This is a genomic window from Bacillus sp. BP-3 (assembly GCF_028401955.1).
GTDB lineage: Bacteria > Bacillota > Bacilli > Bacillales > Bacillaceae_G > Bacillus_A.
Map to the genome: position 1 here is coordinate 105,407 of NZ_JAQOTJ010000009.1, position 24,414 is coordinate 129,820.

Below are 24,414 nucleotides of genomic sequence, written 5' to 3' on the forward strand. Positions count from 1 at the left end.
TTCCTGTATAAATTGTTCTTACCATTTCGACAGTGTTTTTCTACAAATTACGAGTAGGGACTTGATCTTGTAAAACAGGATTTGCTTGATAGGAAGCATATCCAAAAACTGCAAGTAATAACATGTATAAAATGAACATACTTATACGTATTTTCATATTTGTAGAATAGTACTTTTCATGCTGTTCTTTGTCTTCTTCCCACTTATGTAATTTTCGCTCTGACACCTCTATTGCATCAATAAAAAGTGCTGTTCTCTTTCTTCTTCATACGGCACATAATCAAGTGGTTCAAATTTAGGATGCAAGTAATCTAACGCTATTTTAATTTAGACAACAGAAAAACATCCACTGCTGCAATAATTCCCCATAATCCTTTTGTATTTTGTTTCATATTCCTCTCCTTACCGATAATTTTTTTCTTCTTATTATGTCATATTTTTTTAGTTTATTGGAAAACTACCGTTTATTTCCTCCATTTTTAGCCAATACTATCAATGCAAGGAGGTGAAAACGGTGACATTGCAATCTGTTATGATCGGTGCCTTATCTTTTCTAGCTTCTATGTTAATTTTTTATACAGTTGGACATGTATTACTGTTAGATTGGCTACCCGACAATATTTTTATTAGCTCCATTATCCTTTCTGCACTTATTATCGCTTATTTTATTACGCGAAAATCCATGAGTGAGCCTTCAACAAAAACAAAATAAAAGAGTGATGATATCTTATCACTCTTTTTCTCATTTCCTATGAATAACCATTATCTTTCGAATTGCATCTTCTCTCCATATTCTTTCACTATTTCAATAATATTTTGAAAAGCAACAATCTCTTCTTTTTTATAATTCAATACTTTTAGGTTATATTGATCATAATACGCTTCTAACATTTTTAATTGAGATGATGATATACCGCTAACAGGAACAACAAAGCTCACTTCATATTGTTTATATCCTTCTTTCACTAACTCACCTTGTACTTGTTCACTGTTTTCTTTATTGATTATCTTTTGTACTTTCGAAGGAATTTCTAATTGAAAATAATATTTTTTTTCTTTTTCCAGCTTTTTATATAATGCATCTGAAATCGTATAAAATACTGTATAATACACTGTATTTTCCTTTGTTTTAATGTGAAAACGAGTAATTTGTAAATCCTTTTTAGTAATTTTAGTTATAGCTGATTGTTGTTCGGCATCATTTTGTATTAAAGGTGCTGATGGAAATAAAGAAAGCAGTTTTTCTGTGTCCACTTTTGATAGAAGATAAAAATTTTTTGTATCTGTTTCCTTTTGTAACCACCCTGTTCTCGCTTCTGTACGAAGCCAAGCTTTATATTTCTCTTCTTGTCCATTTTTCTTAATTGTAATTACATATTCGGGTTCACCTAATTCACCGATTACGTTTTGTTTCTCTGCTTTACTAATTATATTAGCCGCTATTTTGGCTTCTTCATCCTTCAATGTTGTTTCTGGTTTCCCTGCTAGAGATACAATTACTTGTACACCCTCTTCCATCATACGCCCCGCTTCTTTTGTTATTTTTTCACCTTGTTCTATTTTCTTATCTACTTGATTACATGCCACTAATAAAAAAAGAAAGAACATGAATAACCATTTTTTTCGCATAGCTCTCATCCTCATTCCTCAAAATAAGAAAAACTTATTGTACTCGAAAGAAAACAAAATCAACCTACAAAATTAAATTCGATATAATATACATGAAAAGGAGGTTATAACATGCAGATAAATTTTCATAGTTCAAACAACAAATATACGTATACGAATCGTCAAGCAACGGATTCATGGACACGTATGGTACAAAATATTGTAGATGTCAAAGAAAAAAGAGTGATTGATATTGGATGCGGCGGTGGTATTTATACGAAACAACTCGCTATGATGGGTGCAGCTGAAGTAATTGGTGTTGATTTTTCAAATCAGATGATTCAAGCTGCCAAAGAAAACTGTACTCATATTTCAAATGCTTCCTTTACACAAGGTGACGCTTATAACATTCCTTTCGCAGATGAAACATTTGATATTGTTCTATCACGAGCGGTCATTCATCATCTAGATCATATTCCGAAGTTTCTTCAAGAAGCATATCGTATTTTAAAACGAAACGGTATCCTTATTCTCCAAGACCGGACAATTGAAGACTGCACGATTCCAGGAAGTCCGGAACATATTCGCGGCTATTTCTTTTCTTGCTATCCAAAATTAATTCATATAGAAGCAAAACGAAGACCGGAAACAAATCAAATCCTACATTTGTTACATGATAACGGCTTTCATACAAATCCGACTCAAAATTTTTGGGAAGTTCGTAAAATTCACTCTTCAATTAAAGATTTACTTCAAGACTTATCACCGCGTACAGGCCGCTCTATTCTCCATGAATTATCAGACAATGAGCTTTCTGAGTTATTACAACATATTCACTCTAAGCTTTACGAGAAATCTCCTATTATAGAGCAAGATCGTTGGACAATTTGGACAGCTGAGAAAGAGTAACAAGCCTCACATCACGTGAGGCTTGTTACTCTTTCATAACCTTGTTCGGCAACACTCTTGATATCCACCATTTCTTGCCTGTGCACTGCCACACTTCGAACATACTAAAAATCTGGATTGATTTGCAAACAAACTACCTTTATCAAAAAGTAACACTCCTGCCTGCTTAAGCGAACGAGAATAATATAACCATATAAAACCACAAATTGCAGTAATACACAACAATACACCCATTACAAGCATTTTCGTCACCTCTGCTTCGTTTGTTCTTTCCAGCAAGTGGATAATTACATTATTCTCTATAATAAATAATAAATCCTCCTTTTCTTCATAAAATAAAGTGAAACTTCACTTAGAGAGAAATTAAAGTAAATGTATGAGAAACAAAAATTTTATAATTCCCATAAAAGATTTACGGTTTTTTAATAAAATTAAACGTTGTCCTGCTAATATAATAAAAATACTAATATATGAAAAGGAGTGACAACATGTTTACCTTTCTTACGTATATCCCTTTTCTCATTTCTATAACCCTTTCTTCACTTTTCCCTGCTCCAGAATCCCCTGAAATACCTGTACAAATCATTGGATTAAACGATTTACACGGACAAATCAACTCAACTACACCGCTGCATGGTAAGCCCGCCGGTCGCGCTGACTACATAGCCTCTTATATCAACGCCTATAAACAACAATTTCCACATACCTTGCTTGTCCATACTGGTGATATGATTGGCGGAAGCCCCCCCATTTCGGCTCTCTTTCAAGATGAGCCAACAATAGAATTTTTAAATATGCTACAATTTGACGTTGGAACAATTGGTAATCATGAGTTTGATGAAGGAGTAGAAGAGCTAAAACGACTAATTGATGGTGGCTTTCATCCAAAAACCGGTATGTTTCCAGGTAGTTCTTTCCCTTATGTTTGTGCAAATGTACTAAATGCTAACACAAATAAACCTCTATTCCCACCATATGTAATAAAATGGATTGATGGCATTCCTATTGCTTTTATCGGCGTCGTTACAAAGGAAACACCTTTTCTTACGATGCAAGGTGATATGTCGGCAGTCACTTTTATAGATGAAGCTACTGCTGTTCAAACGTATGTACGAGAATTACAGCAAAAAGGCATCCATGCTATTATCGTTCTTGCTCATCTAGATGGTAAGACAACAGACAGAATTACATACGGGCCACTTGCTGATCTAGCCAGTAAACTTGATGATGATGTAGATATACTATTTGGTGGACATAATCATTCTTATATGAATGGATTTGTCAATGGAAAACTACTTGTTGAAGCGTATTCTTATGGAAAGGCTTTTGCAAATGTGCAGCTCACACTTAATCGCAAAACGAAAGATATTACAAGAAAAACAGCGAAGATTATTCCCACTTATCATGATCAAATACAGCCTAATCTAATCGTTCAAACATGGCTCCAAAGCTATCAAACAAAAGTAGCCCCCTTAACCGAGCAAATACTTGGAAAAAGTATACACGAGGTCACACGAGATCAAAATAAAAACGGAGAAGCAGATCTTGGTGCCCTTATTGCTGTATCTCAGCGTCAAGCTATGCAAACTGACATTGCATTTGTCAATCCCGGCACTATACGCCATAATTTACCGGCCGGTTTCATCACATGGGAAAATACATTTCTCATTCAACCTTTTGAAAATAAACTCATTAAGATGGAGTTAACTGGTAAAGAAATTCAAAGTGTTCTGCACGAACAATGGGATGATGAAGTACGGATGTTACAAGTATCTGGAATTTGTTATACATGGGAAAAAAATGAGGTGAAATCAATCTCACTAGAAAATGGTGAGCCACTCCAAGATGATACAACATACTCTGTCGTAGTAAATTCTTTTCTAGCAAATGGAGGAGATAAGTTTACAATTTTTCAAAAAGGACGAAATCGTGTTGAGGGCCCAACAGATCAAGAAGCATTCGCAAATTTCATTCGTTCTACTCCCTCTTTAGAAAATATTCGAGTGAATCATATTCAAAAAATACAGTGAATACTTACAAAAAAAAAGGCTTCTTTACGGCCTTTTTAATTTGTAAGCTGATGACGAAACGCATAAATAACAGCTTGTGTTCGATCACTTACATGTAATTTATTTAAAATATTACTTACATGCGTCTTCACTGTTTTTAAAGCAATAAATAGTTCATCAGCAATTTCCTGATTACTCTTTCCTTGTGCAATTAATAGTAAAATTTCAAACTCTCGCTCTGTTAACTCTTCATGCAGCGGCTGTTCCTTTTTTTGTCGCATACGTGACATCATTTTTCCGGTAACTTTCGGTTCGAGTACTATTTCTCCGTCAAATGTCGCCCGAACTGCATCTGCTATATCACTCGCTCTAGACGTTTTTAACAAATAACTAGTTGCACCAGCTTCAATGACCGGATATAACTTTTCATCGTCTAAGAAACTTGTCACAACAACAATTTTTGCTTCCGGCCATTCTTGAATAATTGCTCTCGTTGCCTCAACACCGTCCATTTCATCCATTACAAGATCCATTAAAATAATGTCTGGTTTTAGTAATAGTGCTAATTCCGAACCTTTTCTTCCATTTTCTGCTTCTCCTACAACTTCAATGTCCGGCTGAGTCGATAAATACGCTGATACACCCATACGAACCATTTCATGATCATCAACAAGTAATACTTTAATCATCTTGTTCCTCCCCTCTTTCTAAAAGAATCGGCACTTTCACCTCAATTTGCGTTCCTTTATTTGGAAAGCTTAATACTTTTAAAGTTCCGCCAATTTCATGAACGCGCTCTTGCATAGAGCGAAGACCATATGACCCTGCTTTGTTCACTCCTACTTCAAAGCCTACACCATCATCAATAATTTTTAAAATTGCATATTCATCAATTTGGCGCAACCTCACTTCTGTTTTCTTTGCTTTTGCATGCCGCAATGTATTGGACAGTGCTTCTTGTACAATACGGAATAAGTGGTCTTCTACACCTTTTTTCAATTGAATTGGCTCAATCAACCATTCAATCTTCATATGTTGTTTTCGTGAAAGTTCTGTTAATAATTCTTCAATGCCTTCCGTTAACTTTTTACCTTCTAATTGGACGGGACGTAAATGAAGAAGCAGCGCTCTCATTTCTGATTGAGCATTTACAACCATATTTTCAACAAGTTTTAATTGCTTTTGAGTACCCTCTGGTATATGAGCAGTTTGCTCATTAATTGCTGACATCATCATCGACATCGCAAAGAGCTGTTGACTGACAGAATCATGAAGCTCCCTCGCTAAACGATGCCGTTCCTCTGAAATAGCCTGTTGTCGCATTTCTTCATTCCAATGCGCTCGTTCATTCGTTACTTTTTGAAATAATCCTGCTTGCTCTTCTAAACGTCTAGCAAGCGCAATTACCTTCCGTTCTACTTCATGAAATTCATCTTCTGCTGTAAACGAAGCATCTCTTGGAAAATTCCCTCTTTCTACTTCAAATAGAAAAGTCGTTAACCCTTGAATTCGCTGCTGCATATAATACCCAATCGCATATCCAACAATTCCACCTATGAGAAGACTCGTACAGATAATAAACAAGCTAACAGGAACAGAAGCAATAGATTCTTTCCATAATAAATCATACACATTTTGCTGGCTTTTCCATACATAAACGATAGTACAAATAAGTGCAATACTAATAGAAGATAATATTGAGTAACGGATATACATCCATGAAATGTTCTTCTGTTTTTTCATTATACTTTCCTCACTTCCGTATCGCCTACGATAAGCGAAGAAATAATTTTAATACGGCGAGGAGCTTCTTTATACTGTTCCGTTCTAAACTTCACATTACGATTAAAGCCTGTTTCTTCATGCGATGGAAGCAATATTCTCCCAACAATAACAGAATGATTCAAGGACAATTCAATGTCGTATGGAACATACAAACGAATATTACCAATCACACCACGAATGACAATGACAGTTTCGCCTTCTGGAATCATGGCTGTTGTTAAATCAATTTCAATATCTCCGATTCCATATTGAATATTCACATCTTCTAACTCATAAATATGATCCATTATTCGTACGTTACCAACCATAATATTCTTTATATACGGCTCTGTTCGATAGATTGGTTTTTCTTCATTTATATATTCTTTTTCCTTAATTTCAACCTGTACCGCATTTGACTTTTGCTGGCCTTGTATCAGCTGGTAGCCAATGAAAGCTAAACAAGCAAATAAAACAAGCACGAAAGCTGCTGATGAAAATAGGAAAAATAAGAAAACAAGTCCCCCAACAAATAAACACACATTCCCTCTCACATATCGATTCTTTTTTCGATAATGCCTTCCAAACATAATCATAACAAAGGCAAAAATAAGAGCACCAGGCTCAAAATGTCCAAGAATCATATCGAGAAAAAGACCGAATCCAAATATGACGAGGAGCATCCCTAATAATTGTGTTTTCGAAAATTGTTTCTTCATTGCAGCTCCCCCTTCTTTATTATATATACATAGAAGAAAAAGGCATTGTATTCCAACACCTTTTCTTCTATCACTATATCATAAGCTCATTTTATAATATACTACAATTATTTTATTACCTATTTGTCTAAAGATACTTCTTTTTTCTCTTTCATTTCGCGTTCAAGCTTTGCAATCTTCATATCAAATGTGTCACGTTCATGATCTTCGTTGATACGAAGCTCTAAATCACGAATGTGATTTTCAATTTCTTCAAATCGTAAAAACGGGTTAGTTTCATCCATTTTATGAAGAGTCGTATTCATACGGCGGTTTGCATGTGCCATATTTTCACGTGCCATTAATTCCATACGTTTTGCATTCATTTCTTTTAATTTATTTTTCATTTCAGATAGACGACGTTCTAGCTCATCTATTTGTTCTACAACCCCTTCATACATTTTTTCTAAGCGAGCAACTTGCCCTTCGTAGTATGCTACTTCTTCTAATGCACGTTCATGTAGTTGCATTTCTCCTGCTTCCCTTGCAATTACAGCTTGTTTGGATCTCTTGTTTACGAAATAACGCGCCCCTTCAAGCTCATGAGCAAAATTAGATTTTAATGTTTTGTGACGCTCAATTAATTTTTCAATTTTTGTTACCTCGCGCTCACTATTACGTAAATATTGATTTAACATCGCAATTGGATTTTTTCTTTCTTTCTCGTCTAATACATTATGAAAATCTGCAAGTACTGCATCTCGTACACGTCCGAATAATGATTGTTTCATTTTTAATCTTCCTCTCTTCTACTCTATTATTTTTTATTTCATATTAGTTATTTTTCATTAATTTGTTCCACTCATCTTCAAAATTGTTATACGGCTCCGAGCTATCTGAAGCAGCATCTACTACATGTTTCTCTTTTTTCCATTCACGGTATCCATAATATAGAACGACTAATGCCACAATACCGATTAATGCTGGGGAATGGGACAGGGCAATTGACAAGCCGATTAAACCGACAATACCCCAAGCTAGTTTTCCAAAAAATGATTGTGCTCGCACAAATGATTTATAGCTCCAATACACAATCCCTGCTCCAATCGCTAATCCTACAATACCAGCAAGACTTCCAAGAGCAATTAAAGCCAAAATACCGGCTGCCATAAACGCTAAAAATTGTTTCATCTTGTGCTTGCCTCCCTTCGTTTTGATACTCTTATCTTACCTATCTTTTCATTTTTCTATAACGAGCTTAAGAACCGTTTTTCTCTCAGACTTAAGTCCTATTTATTATCAGACCTATTTTTAAAGTAAGATGAAATCAGTCGTTATATCTAAACCAAAAGAGGATGCCTACTATAAGACATCCTCTTCTGATTATTATGCTATTTTTTGATATTCCTTTTTCTCAGGCGAAAGACGCGGAAAATTAATGACAATTGAGATAATACCGCAGACAGCAACTAACATTGGATAAAATGAGTATGGTAATAATTCAATTGGTGAAAGTGAAGCAAATCCTGCCGCCGTTAACATTTGTGCACCGTATGGGATTAATCCTTGCACACTACAAGAGAATAAATCTAACAAGCTCGCCGATTTTTTCGGATCAATATTATATTGATCTGCAACATTCTTTGCTAGTGGACCTGTAAAAATAATAGAAATTGTATTATTTGCTGTGCACATATTTGTCATACTTACAAGACCAGCAATTCCGAATTCTGCACCTTTTTTTGAACGAATATTACGTGTTAGCACATTCATTAAATAATGAATGCCGCCGTTATATTGAATAATTCCAACCATTCCACCGATTAAAATCGCTAATAATACCATTTCCATCATACCATTAATTCCTACTGTGACACTTTTAAAGAAACTTGCTAATGTGTAGCTTCCATCTACCATGCCAATAATACCAGCTAACACTGTTCCTCCTGATAATACAACTAGTACGTTACATCCAAGCAGCGCTGTAATTAACACCCCTGCATACGGTAAAATTTTCACCCAATTAAACGCATGTGCTGTCATATTTGTATGAGTGCCTAACGTAAGAACGACTAACAGTACACTCGTAACAATAGCAGCTGGTAATACAATTAAGAAATTTGTTTTAAATTTATCTTTCATTTCCGTTCCTTGTGTACGTACAGCTGCAATTGTCGTATCTGAAATAAAAGATAAATTGTCGCCAAACATTGCACCACCAACAACTGTTGCCATAGCAAGCGCCATAGAAATATCCGTGTGTCCACTAATCCCTACTGCAATTGGCCCTAATGCTGCAATCGTGCCCATTGATGTTCCCATTGCTAATGAAATAAATGCACCAATAATAAACAGTCCAGCAATTAAGAAACCTGGTGGCAAAATAGAAAGAGCTAAGTTTACCGTTGCTTCAACAGCGCCCATACCTTTTGCAGTTTCAGAAAATGCACCTGCTAACACAAAGATCAATACCATAATCATGATATCTGGATTTCCAGCCCCTTTAGCAAAGCGTTCAACCTTTGTAGTAAAGTTTTCTTTCCTGTTCATTACTAATGCAGCCGCAACTGCAATTAAAATAGCAACCAAAATTGGTAATTTATAAAAATCCCCTGTAATTACACCAGAACCAATAAATAATGCTAAAAATATGCCAAGTGGTAATAATGCCAATGCATTTCCTTTTGTTTGTTCCAAAGTTATACCCTCTCCTATTTCTAAACCTATCCTTCACAAGAGCGAAAAAGACCTCTTCTGAAGAGAAGAGGTCTTATATATCATATAAGAAACACTCTTCTCATCTATCAAGCATACCGCTTGCTGGATTTGGCACAGCACTCTATTATGAGTCCGCTGCCGAGGCATCTTAGGGCCAGTCCCTCCGCCTCTCTTGATAAGAAGGTTTCATATTATATTTTTGTGTAAATCAATCTTTTTCTACTTTAATCGTTGCAGGAGAAAATGTCAAATATTATTTCTATCAAAATAGTTGGTATTTTTTTGATATTATAGAAACAGAAAATAAAGTAACAAATATCAGCAACAATCTTTTATTTTTTGAATTTCTGTTTCTAAAATCGAAAACCATAAAAATTCTTTTTCTTCAATTTTTTTCATAATCCACTTTGCTGTATTCCAAGCTAAATTATACTCCTCTTTTGAAATGTCTCCGTCCGTATATGCTTTTTCTAACTCATCTTCATCTAATAAATACATTTTCTCATTTGGTAACATGACAACATCTAAATATAAATCATCGAAATAAGGCAGTCCTCTTTCATCCATTTTATACTCTTTTGCAACATCAATATAATATTGAACAAGCTCTTTTTTCTCATTCAGCATCGCTGTAATAGCAAAATTTTTTCCATTTATGAAATATTGGATCCAAGTATAACCATTTTGCGCAATACAAATCTTCCGATTATTATACTGTTTATAACTAGGCTCTCTCACTTGCTTTATAAGTAATATACCTAACATACCGTTCTGTACATCTTTTACCGCATACGTTTTATCAATTAGCCGTTTCCATGATGAGCCATCTCCATATTTACGTTTCATCCTCATTACTCCTTATTCCATATAGAAATTCATTTAAATTTTTTTCATATAAGTCGCTGCTACGTAAAACAAAACATGATCTGCACTTGCATTCTCTCTTTACTTTAATTATTACACGTGGCAGAAACGGACTTGAACGCTCCTTAATTCGTATGTATATAGAAAAAAGACCTTCACGTGCACCGTGAAGGCCCTTCTATCATTTAAGCTACTTGCTTCTCTGAAATCTCTTTCAAATAAGCTTGTCCTTTTTCTGCGTCATACTGTCCTTCCCATTTAGACATAACAACTGCAGCTAATGAGTTACCTACTACGTTTACTGCAGTACGTGCCATATCTAAAATACGGTCAATACCAGCGATAAACGCTAAACCTTCAGATGGAATACCTACTGTATGAAGCGTTGCTAATAATACAACGAATGATACGCCCGGTACACCAGCAATCCCTTTTGAAGTAACCATTAAGACAAGAAGTAATGTAACCTGTTGTGTAATCGATAAATCAATACCATACATTTGCGCTAAGAAAATCGCTGCAATTGCTTGATATAACGTTGAACCATCTAAGTTAAATGAATAACCAGTTGGAATAACGAAAGATGTGATTGCTTTCGGGCATCCGAAACGCTCCATCTTTTCCATAATCTTTGGTAGAACCGTCTCTGAGCTTGCTGTAGAATATGCTAAAATAAGCTCGTCTTTTAAAATCTTAAAGAATTGGAAAATATTAATTCCAAATAACTTTGCCGTAAGACCTAATACAACAACAACAAAGAAAATCATTGATCCATAAACTACAATAACTAATTTACCTAATGGAACTAATGACGCTACACCAAACTTAGAAACCGTTACGCCAATTAACGCAAACACACCAAACGGCGCAAACTTCATTACTTGGTTTGTTACATAAAACATTGCATCGGCCACACCTTGGAAGAAATTCAGAACTGGTCTTCCTCTTTCTCCAATTGCCGCTACCCCTAAACCAAATAATACAGAGAAGAAAATAATTGCAAGCATATCACCTTTTGCTAACGAGTCCATAATATTCGTTGGAACGATATTTACGAACGTATCTGCAAATGAATGACTCTGTACTTGCTCTGTTGTAGCTGTATACTTAGAAATATCTGATTTCTGTAAGTTTGACATATCCACGCCTTTTCCTGGCTGGAATATGTTTGCTACTAATAAACCAACAACAATCGCAATCGTTGTAATAATCTCAAAATAAATAATTGTTTTTCCACCTAAACGTCCAAGCTTTTTCACATCTCCAACGCCGGCAACACCAACAACAATACTTGCTACTACAATTGGTACAACAATCATTTTAATTAAACGAATAAAAATATCACCAATCGGTTGTAGAAACTTTGCAACCTCTGGATTCCCATAAAAGATTGCTCCTACCAAAATACCGAGAGCAAGACCTATTAAAATTTGCCATGCAAGTCCAATTCTTTTCATACTTGCTGCAACCCCCTTCTTAGATGTTTTTCATTTTCATACTTCTATTTTTCTATAAAATATGAAAATAGAAGTATTAAATATTGTTCGACTATTCAATACTTTCTTCCCCTCCTAAAATGATAAGACAAAAATAGAAATCTGACAACTAAATAAGTTTACCAGTATGCAAATATTTTTGTTGACAAGAATAAAATAATGTTAGGAAACCTCACATGAGAACGATTCCTTATTGATTATTTCTTGCAGTGCATCCGTTTACCATGATAAAATAATTCATGTCATAGAAGCGAACAATTAAGAGATAAAATTCTTCTAATTTTCGCCATTTAATAACAATTCCTTAAATGTTTTTTTACATTATCATTACAACAATAGACATTTTTCTATTTTGTATGATTATATAGAACATAGGGAAAGGAGATAGGCAGATGAACAAAAAAATAACAGCGTTTAGTTTATTGACAGCCGGTACTATTCTCGTTTCTCCCGTGCTTTCACCAGTGTATGCGGAGACGAGTCAAGATAAATTATCTAATATTCAATCACAACTAGACGGTAAGCAACAAGAATTACATATGAAAGTAGAAGAAAAACAAAAAATAGAAAAAGAGATTCAAGATTTACAGAAAAAAATCGATGAATTAACTGCTTCTATTAATAAAAATGAGGCAGATTTAAAAGCAACAAAAACGGAAATTGAAAAAACACAAGCAAGTATCACAGAGAAAAAAAAGCATATTGAAGAATTACAAAAGCAAATCAATTCGCGCCAAGAATTAATTAAACAAAGATTACAATCTATGCAAGAAAAACCCCGTACAAATTTAATTACTGAGGTATTAATTAATACGAATAATATCGCAGAACTTTTAGAAAATGTGTATTCTGTTAGTTTAATTTTAAATAGTGATACAGAGATCGTAAAACAACAAACACATGACCAGGATACCGTTAAAAAAGAAAAAGAAGCGGTTGAGAAAAAAGAACAACAACTAAAAGAAGCAGAACAAACGTTACAGAAGCAACAGCAAGAGCTTCAAGCAAATCAACAACAGCAACAAACACTAATTGCTGACTTACATGCAAAAGTTTCAAAAATAGATTCTGAGATGGAAAGCTTAGAAGAATCAAAAGGTATTTTAGAAAATCAGCGGAAAGCTGTCCAAAATGCAATTGAAGAAGAAAAGCGAGCTGAAGACGCTAAAAAAGCAACTGAAGCGAAAAAGGATGAAGGACAACAGCAACAAACTGCTCCTTCATCTCAAACTGCCCCTGCGTCTCAAGGAGAAAGTACTGGCGGTTTCATTAAACCAGCAGCAGGTTCGAAAACTTCAGGATTTGGTGTACGCGACATTGACAATCATAAAGGAATTGATATTGCCGCATCAGGAACAGTACCAATTATAGCTGCTGCTGACGGTGTCGTAATTCGTTCTGATTTATCTTCTAGTTATGGAAATGTTGTGTATTTATCACATCGTATGAACGGAAAAACTTATACAACTGTTTACGCTCATATGAGTAGCCGTTCTGTTTCTGTTGGACAAACAGTGAAACAAGGACAACAACTTGGATTTATGGGTAATACTGGGCAGTCTTATGGACAGCATTTACATTTCGAACTTCATATCGGTGAATGGAATCAAGCAAAATCAAATGCTGTTGACCCATCACCTTATATTGGGCTGTAATGAAAAAAACTTGGCAATTGCCAAGTTTTTTTATTTATGTAAAATAAGCAGACCATTCTATATATACTTCTTATTATTTTTCGATATTGAACACCTTCTAGGCATTACACATACAATAACATAAAAGCTTTTTTGAGGAGGTCCACACATGGTTCAAGAATCACAGGCAGTTGCAGTATTACAAGAAGCCAAAGAGACATTTATAGGCCGAATATTTTCATTAGTTGGATCTGGTATCTTTTTTATCGGTTCCTTCATCGCAGCCACTGTAGCTTTTAAAACCTATACTCGTCTATTACAAACTTCTACATCATTATAAAGTGAAACTTCCATCAGTGACGCTTTTCTCACTGATGGAAAGCCTGCCCAATCGGGCTTTTGCAGTTTTCTTTCCCGTGCTTCCACACCCTTTACTGCCCGTTAATGCGGGATAAAAAACGGAGAATATTCTCCGTTTTTTATTAACTAAAGTACACCAAGAACGTTTAAAAAGACAAGAAGAACCGTAATCGGAATAACGTAACGAAGCAAGAAAAACCATACATTAAATAACATTCTCCCTCTTGTTTCTGTAACTTCTAATTCTTGCATTAACAACTCTTTCTTCATTTTATTTGGTACAAAAAGCGAAATTGCTAACACACCAAGTGGAAGTAGTATGTTGCTCACCATAAAGTCCACGAAATCAAAAAATGTCTTTCCGAATATCTTCACATCACTCATACTTCCAAATGATAATGCTGCTGGAATTCCAACTATGAAAATGAATAATCCAATTAAGAGCGATGCAGATGGACGCCTCTTTTCATCCTCTTTCGTTACAGAAGCAACAACAATTTCTAGCATAGAAATTGCCGAGGTGATTGTTGCAAAGAAAAACAGAATTAAGAATAAAGTAAAGAAAAAATGCCCGAAAGGAATTTCTCCAAATACAGCGGGAAGAACGATAAATAATAATCCAGGTCCTTCAGTGGGACTAACGCCTAACGCAAAAATCGCCGGGAAAATTGCTAGTCCTGCAAGTACAGTAACAAACACTGTTAAACTTGTAATTGACGTTGCTGATTTTGCTAAATGTTCTTCTTTTTTTAAATAAGAGCTATATGTGACCATAACCGAAGCTCCAACCGTAAGTGAAAAGAACGATTGCCCCATCGCATATAAAATTGTTTTCGCTGTTAGCTTTGAAAAATCAGGTTTTAAGAAAAATTCGACACCTTTCCACGCCCCGTCCAACGTAAGAGAACGAACAATAATGGCAAGGAACAGAACAAATAATAGCGGCATCATATATTTACTAGCTTTTTCAATTCCTTTTTCTACACCTTTACTTACGATAAAAATGGTACAAAGCATAAAAATAAATTGTGCTCCAATGGCACTGATTGGATTGGAAATTGTTTCTCCAAACAATTTTGCGTAATCAGCACCATTTCCCCATAATCCACCTGTTACACTATAAAATAAATAAAGTAAAATCCATCCTCCCACAACGCTATAAAATGATAAAACGCTAAAACATGTCACTACTCCCATACGACCAATCCATGGATATAGTTTACTATTTGGCACTAATACTTTATAAGCTGTTACCGCTTCTTTTTGCGTACTGCGACCGATCACAAATTCCGCCACTAAAAGTGGCATACCAATAAATATTGTCATGAATAAAAAGACAATAAAAAAGGCTCCTCCTCCACTATTTCCGGCAACATACGGGAATTTCCAAATCGCCCCAAGTCCTACCGCTGCTCCGGCGGCGGCGAGTACAAAACCAATTTTCGACGTCCATTGCTGTGTTTCTTTCATGTTCACTTCTCCTTATCTGCTTTTTCTTACTTTTGCTAACCATACACTTTCAGTTCATACTCGCCACCTCCTTTAGAAAATAAAAAAGTCCTCTACACGCTATTATGCATGTAGAGGACGATATATTTAATACCGTGGTACCACCTCAATTGGATAAGTTATCCCACTTTTCAGGTACAGGAATACTTCCGATACCTTATCCTTTTAACGGTGGAACCCGGGTTGCCTACTATTCGTTCAACATACCTCTCGCAAGCCCATTCTGTATATTTTATCGTACCGGGCTCACACCTTTTCCCAGCTCTCTGAACGTCTCAAATATACGTACTTTTCTTGCTCATCGATTTCATGTATTGAAGTTAATTGTGATTATAGAGGAGATTATTTCATTTGTAAAGAATAAAGTGAAGCTTTAATCAGTGGGGTTTTCTTCATCCCCACTGATTATTAGTTGAACCAATCGGGCTTTTACGGGCAGTTTATCTCTCACCTAACTTGTTTGCTTTCGCCGAATTTTGAGGTGGGAGTATTACTGCCCGTTAATGCGGGATTAATTGCCGCTGCGCAGAATACAACATGCCCCCCTACTTGCTTTCTCTTTTTGTTTTAAACCTTGCATGTGGCCAAAAAAAAGCCCTGACCGTTTCTATGCATGGCCAGATGCTCTCGTCCCCCTAAAAAGAAAGAGGGTTTTTATGTCGATCTTTTAATTTGTATTTACCCAAAGAATATAAAAGTGCTTCTCTCTCCTCTATATTGTATACATAAGTAGACTTAAGCACTTCCTGTAATACAACATTTTGTTTCTTCTTATCTAGTTGTAGCTGCTTCACTTTCATACGTACTTCATATAAAAAATCTAGGTATTCCTTATAGCTATCATCATATTTCCCGGCAATTTTATCACGAATTTTTTTCGCAAGTTTTGGGCTTGCCCCTCCAGTAGATACAGCAATGTTCAATTTCCCTCGATGAATAGCTGCTGGAAAATGCACATTACCACTTTCCGGATTTGTAATTACATTTACTAATTGATTTTGCGCTGCATCATCTGCAACTCTCTCATTTAATAATGGATCGTCCGTTGCCGCAACAACTAAAAAAGCCCCGATAAGATCGCTTGTTTCATATTCTTTTTGAAACCACCGAATTTTTTGTTCTTCTACTAATTGAATTAAACTTATATCCAATTTTCTACTAATGACAATAATATCAGCTTCTTCTTGTAATAAAGGAGCGATCTTAAATGATGCGACTCGTCCACCACCAATGAAAACAACACGTTTATTCTTTATTCGCACCGTTAATGGATACATATACACTCTCCCTTATCATTTCTTTTGTACGTTTAATGAGCATATTTTGAAACACCAGATTTTTACTTAAATAAGGACATAGCACAATATGAGAATGGTTGTATTTCCGAACCGTTTTTTCAATTCTCTTCATTAACAATCCTGTGAATAAAAGATACGGAAAAATAACAATCGGAGCATTTGTTATTTGAACAAGTTCACGCAGCTTCTCTTCAAATTGTGGCTGAGCTGCCGCTAAATAACATACTTCGACCGTTGCTACTTCACCTGCCTCTTCCAACAATAGCACAATGTCCCTAACATCTCTTAACGTTTCCTCATCACTACTCCCTCTTGCTACAAGTAAAAGAGTAACTCGTTTTCCAATTCCCTTAATTCCGCTTCCATCTAAAACTGCAGTAACAAGTTCACGAGAAACTCCAAATGGATTTCCATATGAAATAGACACATAAGGAAATTGTTTTTGTAACTGTCCTAACACCTCAGGAACATCTTTTTTCACATGAACTGCCGCTAATAAAAAGACAGGAACAATCACAATTTGTGTTGCCCCTTGTTGTACACAAGCTGTAACTCCCTCTGCAATAGAAGGAGATGCTAATTCTAAAAAGCATAATTCCTGAATAGGAACTGGTATACACTCCATACACGATGTAACAAAAGCAGTCGCTTCTTCACACGCTTCCTGTAAACGACTGCCATGACAAATATAAAGTACTGCTTTCATGTTAAAGCACTCCACTAAGTGGATACGAATATTCAAGCGTTTGTTCAAACCAATGAATTTTCTCGCGAAAGCGTACAACTTCACCAACTACAATCATACTCGGATTTTGAATTCGCTCCTCTTCCGCTATAGATACGATACTTCCTAATGTGCCTGTAATTGTACGCTGAGATAATGTTGTTCCCCACTCAATCATCGCTACTGGTGTGTCTTTATTTTTTCCATATTTCAAAAGCTGTTCACATATATACGGAAGATTACTTACCCCCATATAAACAGCAAGTGTATCGACGCCCTTCGCTAAGTTTTCCCATTTCACTTCCTCTTTTGCACCTTCTTTACGGTGTCCGGTTACAACTGCAAAACTTGCGCTAGATTCGCGGTGTGTGACAGGAATTCCTGCATAAGCAGCTGCTGCAATCCCTGCTGTAATCCCTGGAATAATCTCAAACGGAACACCATGTTTCACCAATTCCTCTGCTTCTTCGCCGCCTCTTCCAAATACAAATGGATCCCCGCCTTTTAAACGCGTCACAATCTTTCCTTTCTTTGCATACTTCACTAAAAAAGCATGAATCGTTTCTTGCTTCATCGTATGGTAGTTCGGAAGTTTCCCGCAGTAAATTAAATCCGCTTCTGGCTTTGCATAAGAAAGCAATTCTTTATTCACAAGGCGATCATATAAAATGACATCTGCTTGTCGAATACATTTTACGCCTTTCACAGAAATTAACTCTGGATCACCAGGTCCTGCACCAACAATGTACACTTTCCCCATACTTCCCCCTCATTTCTTCTATAATGTAAAACTTCCATCAGCAGAACCTTTTCTATTAATGGAAGTTGACAATTTTTCTTCTTACTGCTCGTTAATGCGGGATAAAACAAAAGCTGCACCTCTTCGAATCTTCTTTTTCTCGTATAAAGAAATTTCTTTCACTTCCGGCAAAGGTAAAAAATATTTTTCAAGTTCCACTTCAACGAGACGGAATGCTTGCTCTTCACTTTGCGCAACAACGACTACAGGGACAACACCATTTGCTAAAACCGCTTCAAAATGATATAAATCCATATTGTTCCCCCTCCTACGATGCAATCACTTCTTCTAAAATCGTATCTAATACTACTTGTAGATTCGTTACTCCAACACGACTAACAAATTCATAAAACGTTTCACTAGGGAACTTATTTTCCTTAAAATATGTTAAAAATGCAGTAAGAACATCGGGCAAGTCTTCACCATCTATTTTTCCCTTTAGCTTTTCATTGTAAGCACCGCCGTGGAGCAGGGTTCCACCTACATAAATTTCAAACGCTTCAACTATCCCCTTTTCTTTCGTTTTCATTTTGACACCTTGCAAGCCGATATCAGCAATTTGTCTTTGGCCGCAAGAGTTTGGACAGCCGACCATATGAATGCGAACAGGTACATCTAATACAAGCTGTGCGTCTAAATAATCTGCAATATTACGTAATCTTTCTTTCGTCTCCACTAACGCTAAATTGCAATACTCAATCCCTGTACAAGAAACTGCATAACCGATAAATGACTTTGGCACTGCAGAAATTGCTTCAAATAATGGTTCTTGCAATAGTTCATCAATATTTTCTTGCAGCACATTCGGAATAATAAAGTTTTGTGAATTACACGTACGAATTTCACCATTCCCATACTGCTTTGCAATTCTAGCAATCTCATACATTTCTTCTGCATGCAGACGACCAACTGGCACATTAAAACCAATATAGTATCGATTATCTTGTTTTTGCTTATGAACACCGTAAAAGTAACCAGCATTCCAACCTTTTAAGGCGCTTTCTCCTCTCTCATATAAAGGTCCAGTATATTGTAATAGCTGCTCTTTAAATTTTTCTGCTCCCCAATCTGCAACAAGAAATTTTAAGCGGGCAAAGTGGCGCTTTTCACGATAACCAAAATCACGGAATATCGTTGCAATCGCAATTGCTACCTCTTTCACTTGCTCCGGTAAAACAAATATATCTAATTCTTCCGCCAAATATGGCCGCGCTGATAAACCGCCTCCTACTTTTACATGAAAACCAATGATTGTCTCTCCGTTAACTTCTTTCGTTGCAGGTGTAAATGCTATGCAGTTGATCTCAGCATTTGCTGAATTGTACACATTTGAACTAATGGACATTTTAAATTTACGAGGCAGATTTGAAAATTCTTCATTGTGTTGAAAATATTCATATACCTCTCGCACAATTTCTTGTGTATCAAACAATTCATTTTCGTCAATTCCAGCGAGTGGATTCCCTGTAATATTACGTGTAATATCACCGCATGCACCAGCTGTCGATAAACCTACTTTTTCTAATCGCTCGAAAATGTCTGGAATTTTCTCAATTTGTAGCCAATGAAACTGAATCGCTTGACGCGTTGTGATATCAAGTACATCACGTCCGTAATCTTCTGCAATAGAAGCAAGAGCCTCCACTTGTTCATTTGTTATAATTCCAGATGGAATATTCACACGCATCATAAAATATCCCGCCTCTTTTGGGCGCTGCAAATATAGTCCTGCCCACTTAAAAGAATCCCACTCCTCTTTCGGAATAGACGCAAATCCACGTTCAGCATAATATGGAATATCTTTAAAAATTTCTAAACCGTCTTTTTCTAATTTCTTTTTCTCTGTTATATTTAATTTTTTATTGTTTGCCCACACTTTTTCATAACTCATCTTGTTCCCTCCCTAGATAAAGTGAAACTTTACTCAGTGGTGGTGCTTCATCCCCCACCTATTTTCTTTAGAAAAGCGGAAGCGCTCGTTCAGAATCGCAGGACACTGGAGCTGGAAAACGATCTTCTATTGATCTTGAGGTGGGGTCTTACCGCCCACGAATGGCGGGATAAAGCTTCGTTTTTGCAAATAAGCAATAATTTGCTGTGCGCACTCTTCAATCGAATAACGATGTGTTTCCACAATAACCTCAGCTTGAATTGGCTCTTCATATGGAGAGTCAATTCCCGTAAACTGCTTAATCTCTCCGCTTCTTGCCTTTTTATACAACCCTTTTGGATCACGCTTTTCACACTCTGCAATCGGACACTTTACAAATACTTCAACAAACTCATCCTGTTCTAATATGTCACGCACTTGCCTGCGATCTTCTCGAAATGGTGAAATAAATGCTGTAAGTACAATGCTTCCATTATCAACAAATAGTTTCGCCACTTCACCGATACGCCGAATATTTTCTCTACGCTCCTGCTCAGAAAACCCTAAATCCTTATTTAAACCGTGACGAATATTATCTCCGTCTAATACATAATTACCGGTATTCTTCTCAAATAATTTGCGAGCTACCGCATTGGCTACTGTGGACTTCCCAGAAGCTGATAAACCTGTAAACCATAGAACAAAACTATGATTCTTATTTTGTTTTCGGCGTTCTTCTTTTGAAACAGATGCTGCATGCCAAGTAATATTTGTTCCCATCTATTTTCTCCCCTTACTTTGTCACAACTTCTTTTTGCAACCCACGTATTAAGACTTCTACTACTTCTTTACGACTAAACGTACTTGGTGGTAATTCTCCATTTCGTAAAAGCTCTCTTACCTTTGTGCCTGATAAAATGACATGTGCTTCTTTTCCATGCGGACATGTTTTTGTTGATGCCATTCCCTCACATTTTGCACAATAAAAACTATGTTCAAAAAAGAGGGGCGTAATCCCTAACTCTTCTACTGTAAAATTGTTAAAAATCTCCTGTGCTTCATACGTACCGTAATAATTTCCAACACCCGCGTGGTCACGGCCAACAATAAAATGTGTACATCCAAAGTTTTTCCTGACAAGTGCATGAAAAATCGCTTCACGAGGCCCCGCATATCGCATCGCCGCTGGAAATACCGCTAAGAAGACACGATTTTTTGGATAGTAGTTTTCAAGAAGAACTTCGTAACTTTCCATTCGAACATCAGCTGGAATATCATCTGACTTTGTTTCACCAACGAGCGGATTTAAAAACAAACCGTCAACAATTTCAAGAGCCGCTTTTTGAATGTATTCATGTGCCCGATGAACTGGATTTCTCGTTTGAAAACCGACGATTGTTTTCCAGCCACGCCGCTGAAACTCCGCTCGTGTTTCACTTGGATCTAAATAATAAGCAGCAAATTTTTCTTTTTCAATTCGTTTCACAAGCGTAATTGGTCCTCCTACATACACATTAGGACGATCATATAATTTCTTAACACCCGGATGTTCGTCTTCTACCGTTTTATAGACAAGAAATGCCTCTTTTTCTTTGTTAGACGTGTACATCTCTTCAACTTGAATCACACCATAAGTCACACTATCTTTTACAAGCCTAACCTCTTCCCCTTCTTGTAATTCTTTCGCTTTTTCTTCTGTTATAGGTAATGTAATTGGAACGCTCCATACCTCTCCATTTGTTAATCTCATTTCCTCGACTACGGATGTATAATCACTTTCCCCTAAAAAGCCAGTAAGCGGGCTATATCCACCGATAGCAATAAGCTCTAAATCACTTAACGCTACTCCATCTAATTCAATTTCCTTTACAATATGTGCGGTTTCATATGTTGTATCAATTCGATTCACTAATGCTTTTCTATCACTCATTCTTTTCTTCTCCTTTTTTATCAGCCTTTATTGATAATGCAGACCACATTCCGTTTTTGTCTTTCCGGCCCACCGTCCATCTCTTAAATCGCTGCCTTCTTGCACCTGCACAGTGCACGTTTCACATCCGATGCTCGGATACCCAATATCATGAAGTGGATTGTATGGCAAATTATACTTGTATACGTAACGCCAAACTTCCTTCCAAGTCCAATGAATAAGCGGACAAATTTTAACAGATTGAAATCGATGATCTTGATTAACGAACTGCGTATTTTTTCTCGTTTCAGACTGTTCTCTTCTCAAACCTGATATCCATGCTTTCCTACCTGTAAGTACTTCTTCTAACGGCTTAATCTTTCTTAATTGACAACAAAGGTTTGGATTATTTTCCCATAATTTATTACCATGCTCTTTTGCTTGTTCTCCAAGCGTAAGTTCCGGTTGTTTTTCAATAATATTCAACTTAGGATATCGTTCTCGTACTTTTTTGATTAAGTCGTACGTTTCTTGAAAATGAATATTTGTATCTAAAAATACAACATTTGCAGATGGATTTACTTGGTTAATAACATGCAATAAAACCATTCCTTCTATCCCAAAGCTGCATGCATACACAATATCCTTCCTATAATGTTCATAGGCCCAGCGCACCGCTGCTAAAGCACCTTTCGTTTCATCATCCTCCGGAAATGAAACAAAATGATTTTTCCAAGTTTCATACGTTAACATCGTTCTCCTCCTTCATAAAATTCATACAAAAAGACGGCTTTAATCTAATAAAAATAGATTAAAGCCGCCTCTAGTTTTTCTAGTCAGCATGCTTATTTCAAACGTACTTTTTCACTTTTTTCAAGTTGAATCACTTTACCATCTTGCACAACAATTGTAATTGAGCCATATTTCATATCAGCAAGCATCGCTTGAATCTTACTTGCTACTTCCTCAAATTGTCCGCGCTCCCCCATGAACAGCCCCTCCTTTTTTCATAAAAAAAATCTTTCCCATTTCGAAAAGACTGTTCCGGTAACGTATCTACCTTATCTTCCAAAATGGATTCCATTTTGCTGGAAGTAGCACCTTACTTTTATAAAGTAGGTTGCCGGGCTTCTTTGGGCCAGTTCCCTCCGCCGCTCTTGATAAGAATTTAATTATATTTGCATTTTAACACAATTCTGATTTTTTTCAATCCTAGTTTTCCGATAAATTTTATTTTTTTTAAAAAGAAGGCATTGTTCACCTAACCATCAGTGGGGGATGAAGCCCCCCACGCTGACGGAAGTTTCACTTTATCCCGCATTAACGGGCAGTAAGACTCCCACCTCAAGATTGAAAGAAAAACAAAGAAGATAGGCGGGAGATAACTGCCCGTAAAAGCCCGATTGGTTCAACTAACCATCGGTGGGGGATGAAAAAGCCTCCACCGATGGAAGTTTCACTTTATACAAATTCCTTTACACGTATGCGATCATTTCCGATAATATTATCATACGATTCCCTCTCAACAACAACATGAGATTTTCCGTTTTCCACAAACACAACTGCCGGTCGACGAATGCGATTGTAATTATTTGCCATCGAATAACCATATGCTCCTGTACAAGAGATAGCCAAAAGATCACAAGAAACAACTTTCGGGAGCGCTACATCCCAAATGAGCATATCCCCGCTTTCACAACACTTACCTGCAATGGAAACAACCTCTTCAGCAGATTCATTCGCTCGATTTGCTAGCAATGCTTCATAACGAGCTCCGTAAAGTGCTGGTCGAAGGTTATCTGTCATGCCACCATCAACCGATACATACTTGCGAATGCCTGGAATATCTTTAATCGCACCCACTGTGTACAAAGTTGTTCCTGCATCCCCAACAATACTACGACCTGGCTCTACCCAAATTTCTGGAAGTGGATATCCACACGCTGTAAACTGCTCGCGTACCGCATCTGTTACTGCTTGCACATATTCACCAAGAGCAAGCGGTGTATCTCCTTCCGTATAACGAATTCCAAACCCACCGCCTACATTTAATACAGGAGCTACGTAATCCATTTCTTTTCTCACTAATTCTAAGAATTTGTGAAGCACTTCAATTGCACGAACAAATCCTGCCGTTTCAAAAATTTGCGATCCAATATGAGAGTGAATTCCTAACACATGATAATTCGATTTTTCTAATGCATTTTTCATTGCTTGTAATGCATGCCCTGTTGAAATACCAAAG

Annotated in this window: 27 protein-coding genes, 2 riboswitches and 1 other annotated feature; of the genes, 5 read left to right on the forward strand and 22 right to left on the reverse strand. The window is 36.4% G+C overall.

From position 1 onward, the window contains the following. Positions 1 to 40: 40 nt before the first annotated feature. Positions 41 to 226, reverse strand: a complete 186-nt coding sequence (locus tag PLX19_RS15540) for a hypothetical protein (protein ID WP_272189593.1) — start codon at positions 224 to 226, stop codon at positions 41 to 43. Positions 227 to 514: 288 nt separating this feature from the next. On the opposite strand from PLX19_RS15540, the gene PLX19_RS15545 reads away from it, so the two are divergent. Next, a complete protein-coding gene (locus PLX19_RS15545; RefSeq protein WP_020060182.1) occupies positions 515 to 712 on the forward strand; it encodes a hypothetical protein in 198 nt (65 codons plus the stop codon). Positions 713 to 762: 50 nt separating this feature from the next. Here PLX19_RS15545 and PLX19_RS15550 read toward each other — a convergent pair whose 3' ends face one another. Then, complete coding sequence (locus tag PLX19_RS15550; RefSeq protein ID WP_272189595.1) at positions 763 to 1,629, reverse strand: hypothetical protein; 867 nt, start codon at positions 1,627 to 1,629, stop codon at positions 763 to 765. Positions 1,630 to 1,740: 111 nt separating this feature from the next. Here PLX19_RS15550 and PLX19_RS15555 point away from each other — a divergent pair, with 111 nt between their 5' ends. Further along, complete coding sequence (locus tag PLX19_RS15555; RefSeq protein ID WP_272189596.1) at positions 1,741 to 2,517, forward strand: class I SAM-dependent methyltransferase; 777 nt, start codon at positions 1,741 to 1,743, stop codon at positions 2,515 to 2,517. Positions 2,518 to 2,550: 33 nt separating this feature from the next. Here the strand turns inward: PLX19_RS15555 and PLX19_RS15560 are convergent, their stop codons facing one another. Further along, the gene (locus tag PLX19_RS15560) at positions 2,551 to 2,760 is read right to left on the reverse strand and encodes a hypothetical protein (RefSeq protein WP_081625617.1); all 210 of its coding nucleotides are present in this window, start codon (positions 2,758 to 2,760) and stop codon (positions 2,551 to 2,553) included. Positions 2,761 to 3,005: 245 nt separating this feature from the next. On the opposite strand from PLX19_RS15560, the gene PLX19_RS15565 reads away from it, so the two are divergent. Next, positions 3,006 to 4,547 (forward strand): bifunctional metallophosphatase/5'-nucleotidase, encoded by a 1,542-nt coding sequence (locus PLX19_RS15565; RefSeq protein ID WP_272189597.1) that lies wholly within the window; start codon positions 3,006 to 3,008, stop codon positions 4,545 to 4,547. Positions 4,548 to 4,582: 35 nt separating this feature from the next. On the opposite strand, the gene PLX19_RS15570 is transcribed toward PLX19_RS15565, so the two are convergent. The 8 genes from PLX19_RS15570 to gltP all read right to left on the reverse strand — a co-directional run bounded on the left by PLX19_RS15570 (position 4,583) and on the right by gltP (position 12,027). After that, positions 4,583 to 5,215 carry a response regulator gene (locus PLX19_RS15570; RefSeq protein ID WP_272189599.1) on the reverse strand — a complete coding sequence of 211 codons (633 nt, stop codon included), beginning with the start codon at positions 5,213 to 5,215 and terminating at the stop codon, positions 4,583 to 4,585. Beyond that, positions 5,208 to 6,269 (reverse strand): sensor histidine kinase, encoded by a 1,062-nt coding sequence (locus tag PLX19_RS15575; protein ID WP_272189602.1) that lies wholly within the window; start codon positions 6,267 to 6,269, stop codon positions 5,208 to 5,210. Before PLX19_RS15575 ends, PLX19_RS15570 begins: the two co-directional genes overlap by 8 nt. Next, a complete protein-coding gene (gene liaF / locus PLX19_RS15580) occupies positions 6,269 to 7,009 on the reverse strand; it encodes a cell wall-active antibiotics response protein LiaF (RefSeq protein WP_272189604.1) in 741 nt (246 codons plus the stop codon). Before liaF ends, PLX19_RS15575 begins: the two co-directional genes overlap by 1 nt. 119 nt (positions 7,010 to 7,128) lie before the next feature. Continuing rightward, entirely contained in the window at positions 7,129 to 7,779 is a 651-nt protein-coding gene (locus tag PLX19_RS15585; RefSeq protein WP_272189606.1) for a PspA/IM30 family protein, read from the reverse strand. A 43-nt stretch (positions 7,780 to 7,822) separates the two neighbouring features. After that, entirely contained in the window at positions 7,823 to 8,179 is a 357-nt protein-coding gene (locus PLX19_RS15590; RefSeq protein ID WP_272189608.1) for a lmo0954 family membrane protein, read from the reverse strand. A 195-nt stretch (positions 8,180 to 8,374) separates the two neighbouring features. Continuing rightward, positions 8,375 to 9,685, reverse strand: a complete 1,311-nt coding sequence (locus tag PLX19_RS15595; protein ID WP_272189610.1) for a Na+/H+ antiporter NhaC family protein — start codon at positions 9,683 to 9,685, stop codon at positions 8,375 to 8,377. Between the two features lie 97 nt (positions 9,686 to 9,782). Continuing rightward, a riboswitch (SAM riboswitch) is annotated at positions 9,783 to 9,888 on the reverse strand. A gap of 136 nt (positions 9,889 to 10,024) precedes the next feature. Next, positions 10,025 to 10,552 carry a DUF402 domain-containing protein gene (locus PLX19_RS15600; RefSeq protein ID WP_272189611.1) on the reverse strand — a complete coding sequence of 176 codons (528 nt, stop codon included), beginning with the start codon at positions 10,550 to 10,552 and terminating at the stop codon, positions 10,025 to 10,027. Between the two features lie 203 nt (positions 10,553 to 10,755). Further along, positions 10,756 to 12,027 (reverse strand): glutamate/aspartate:proton symporter GltP, encoded by a 1,272-nt coding sequence (gene gltP / locus PLX19_RS15605; protein WP_272189612.1) that lies wholly within the window; start codon positions 12,025 to 12,027, stop codon positions 10,756 to 10,758. 431 nt (positions 12,028 to 12,458) lie between these two features. Between gltP and PLX19_RS15610 the strand changes: the two genes are divergently transcribed. Both PLX19_RS15610 and PLX19_RS15615 read left to right on the forward strand, forming a co-directional pair. Next, positions 12,459 to 13,721 (forward strand): murein hydrolase activator EnvC family protein, encoded by a 1,263-nt coding sequence (locus PLX19_RS15610; protein ID WP_272189615.1) that lies wholly within the window; start codon positions 12,459 to 12,461, stop codon positions 13,719 to 13,721. 148 nt (positions 13,722 to 13,869) lie between these two features. Then, a complete protein-coding gene (locus PLX19_RS15615; protein ID WP_272189617.1) occupies positions 13,870 to 14,040 on the forward strand; it encodes a hypothetical protein in 171 nt (56 codons plus the stop codon). 146 nt (positions 14,041 to 14,186) lie between these two features. Here the strand turns inward: PLX19_RS15615 and PLX19_RS15620 are convergent, their stop codons facing one another. The 11 genes from PLX19_RS15620 to PLX19_RS15670 all read right to left on the reverse strand — a co-directional run. Beyond that, positions 14,187 to 15,530, reverse strand: a complete 1,344-nt coding sequence (locus PLX19_RS15620; RefSeq protein WP_272189618.1) for a sodium-dependent transporter — start codon at positions 15,528 to 15,530, stop codon at positions 14,187 to 14,189. A 110-nt stretch (positions 15,531 to 15,640) separates the two neighbouring features. Further along, positions 15,641 to 15,880: a binding site (T-box leader), on the reverse strand. 324 nt (positions 15,881 to 16,204) lie between these two features. Continuing rightward, a complete protein-coding gene (locus PLX19_RS15625) occupies positions 16,205 to 16,846 on the reverse strand; it encodes an NAD(P)-binding protein (protein ID WP_272189619.1) in 642 nt (213 codons plus the stop codon). Next, positions 16,815 to 17,573 (reverse strand): sirohydrochlorin chelatase, encoded by a 759-nt coding sequence (locus PLX19_RS15630; protein WP_272189621.1) that lies wholly within the window; start codon positions 17,571 to 17,573, stop codon positions 16,815 to 16,817. Before PLX19_RS15630 ends, PLX19_RS15625 begins: the two co-directional genes overlap by 32 nt. A 1-nt stretch (position 17,574) precedes the next feature. Beyond that, positions 17,575 to 18,351 (reverse strand): uroporphyrinogen-III C-methyltransferase, encoded by a 777-nt coding sequence (cobA, locus tag PLX19_RS15635; RefSeq protein ID WP_272189622.1) that lies wholly within the window; start codon positions 18,349 to 18,351, stop codon positions 17,575 to 17,577. A gap of 81 nt (positions 18,352 to 18,432) precedes the next feature. Continuing rightward, complete coding sequence (locus PLX19_RS15640; RefSeq protein WP_272189623.1) at positions 18,433 to 18,645, reverse strand: DUF3906 family protein; 213 nt, start codon at positions 18,643 to 18,645, stop codon at positions 18,433 to 18,435. Between the two features lie 13 nt (positions 18,646 to 18,658). After that, positions 18,659 to 20,281 carry a nitrite/sulfite reductase gene (locus tag PLX19_RS15645; RefSeq protein WP_272189624.1) on the reverse strand — a complete coding sequence of 541 codons (1,623 nt, stop codon included), beginning with the start codon at positions 20,279 to 20,281 and terminating at the stop codon, positions 18,659 to 18,661. 126 nt (positions 20,282 to 20,407) lie between these two features. Beyond that, entirely contained in the window at positions 20,408 to 21,040 is a 633-nt protein-coding gene (cysC, locus tag PLX19_RS15650; RefSeq protein ID WP_272189625.1) for an adenylyl-sulfate kinase, read from the reverse strand. Between the two features lie 13 nt (positions 21,041 to 21,053). Next, on the reverse strand, positions 21,054 to 22,190 hold the full coding sequence (gene sat / locus PLX19_RS15655; protein ID WP_272189626.1) for a sulfate adenylyltransferase: 1,137 nt from the start codon (positions 22,188 to 22,190) through the stop codon (positions 21,054 to 21,056). A 27-nt stretch (positions 22,191 to 22,217) separates the two neighbouring features. Next, on the reverse strand, positions 22,218 to 22,922 hold the full coding sequence (locus PLX19_RS15660; RefSeq protein ID WP_272189627.1) for a phosphoadenylyl-sulfate reductase: 705 nt from the start codon (positions 22,920 to 22,922) through the stop codon (positions 22,218 to 22,220). A gap of 92 nt (positions 22,923 to 23,014) precedes the next feature. Then, positions 23,015 to 23,158 (reverse strand): YezD family protein, encoded by a 144-nt coding sequence (locus PLX19_RS15665; protein ID WP_272189629.1) that lies wholly within the window; start codon positions 23,156 to 23,158, stop codon positions 23,015 to 23,017. A gap of 69 nt (positions 23,159 to 23,227) precedes the next feature. After that, positions 23,228 to 23,336: riboswitch (SAM riboswitch) on the reverse strand. Positions 23,337 to 23,630: 294 nt separating this feature from the next. Then, on the reverse strand, positions 23,631 to 24,414 hold a 784-nt coding region (locus PLX19_RS15670), incomplete at its 5' end, for a diaminopimelate decarboxylase family protein (RefSeq protein WP_442869056.1).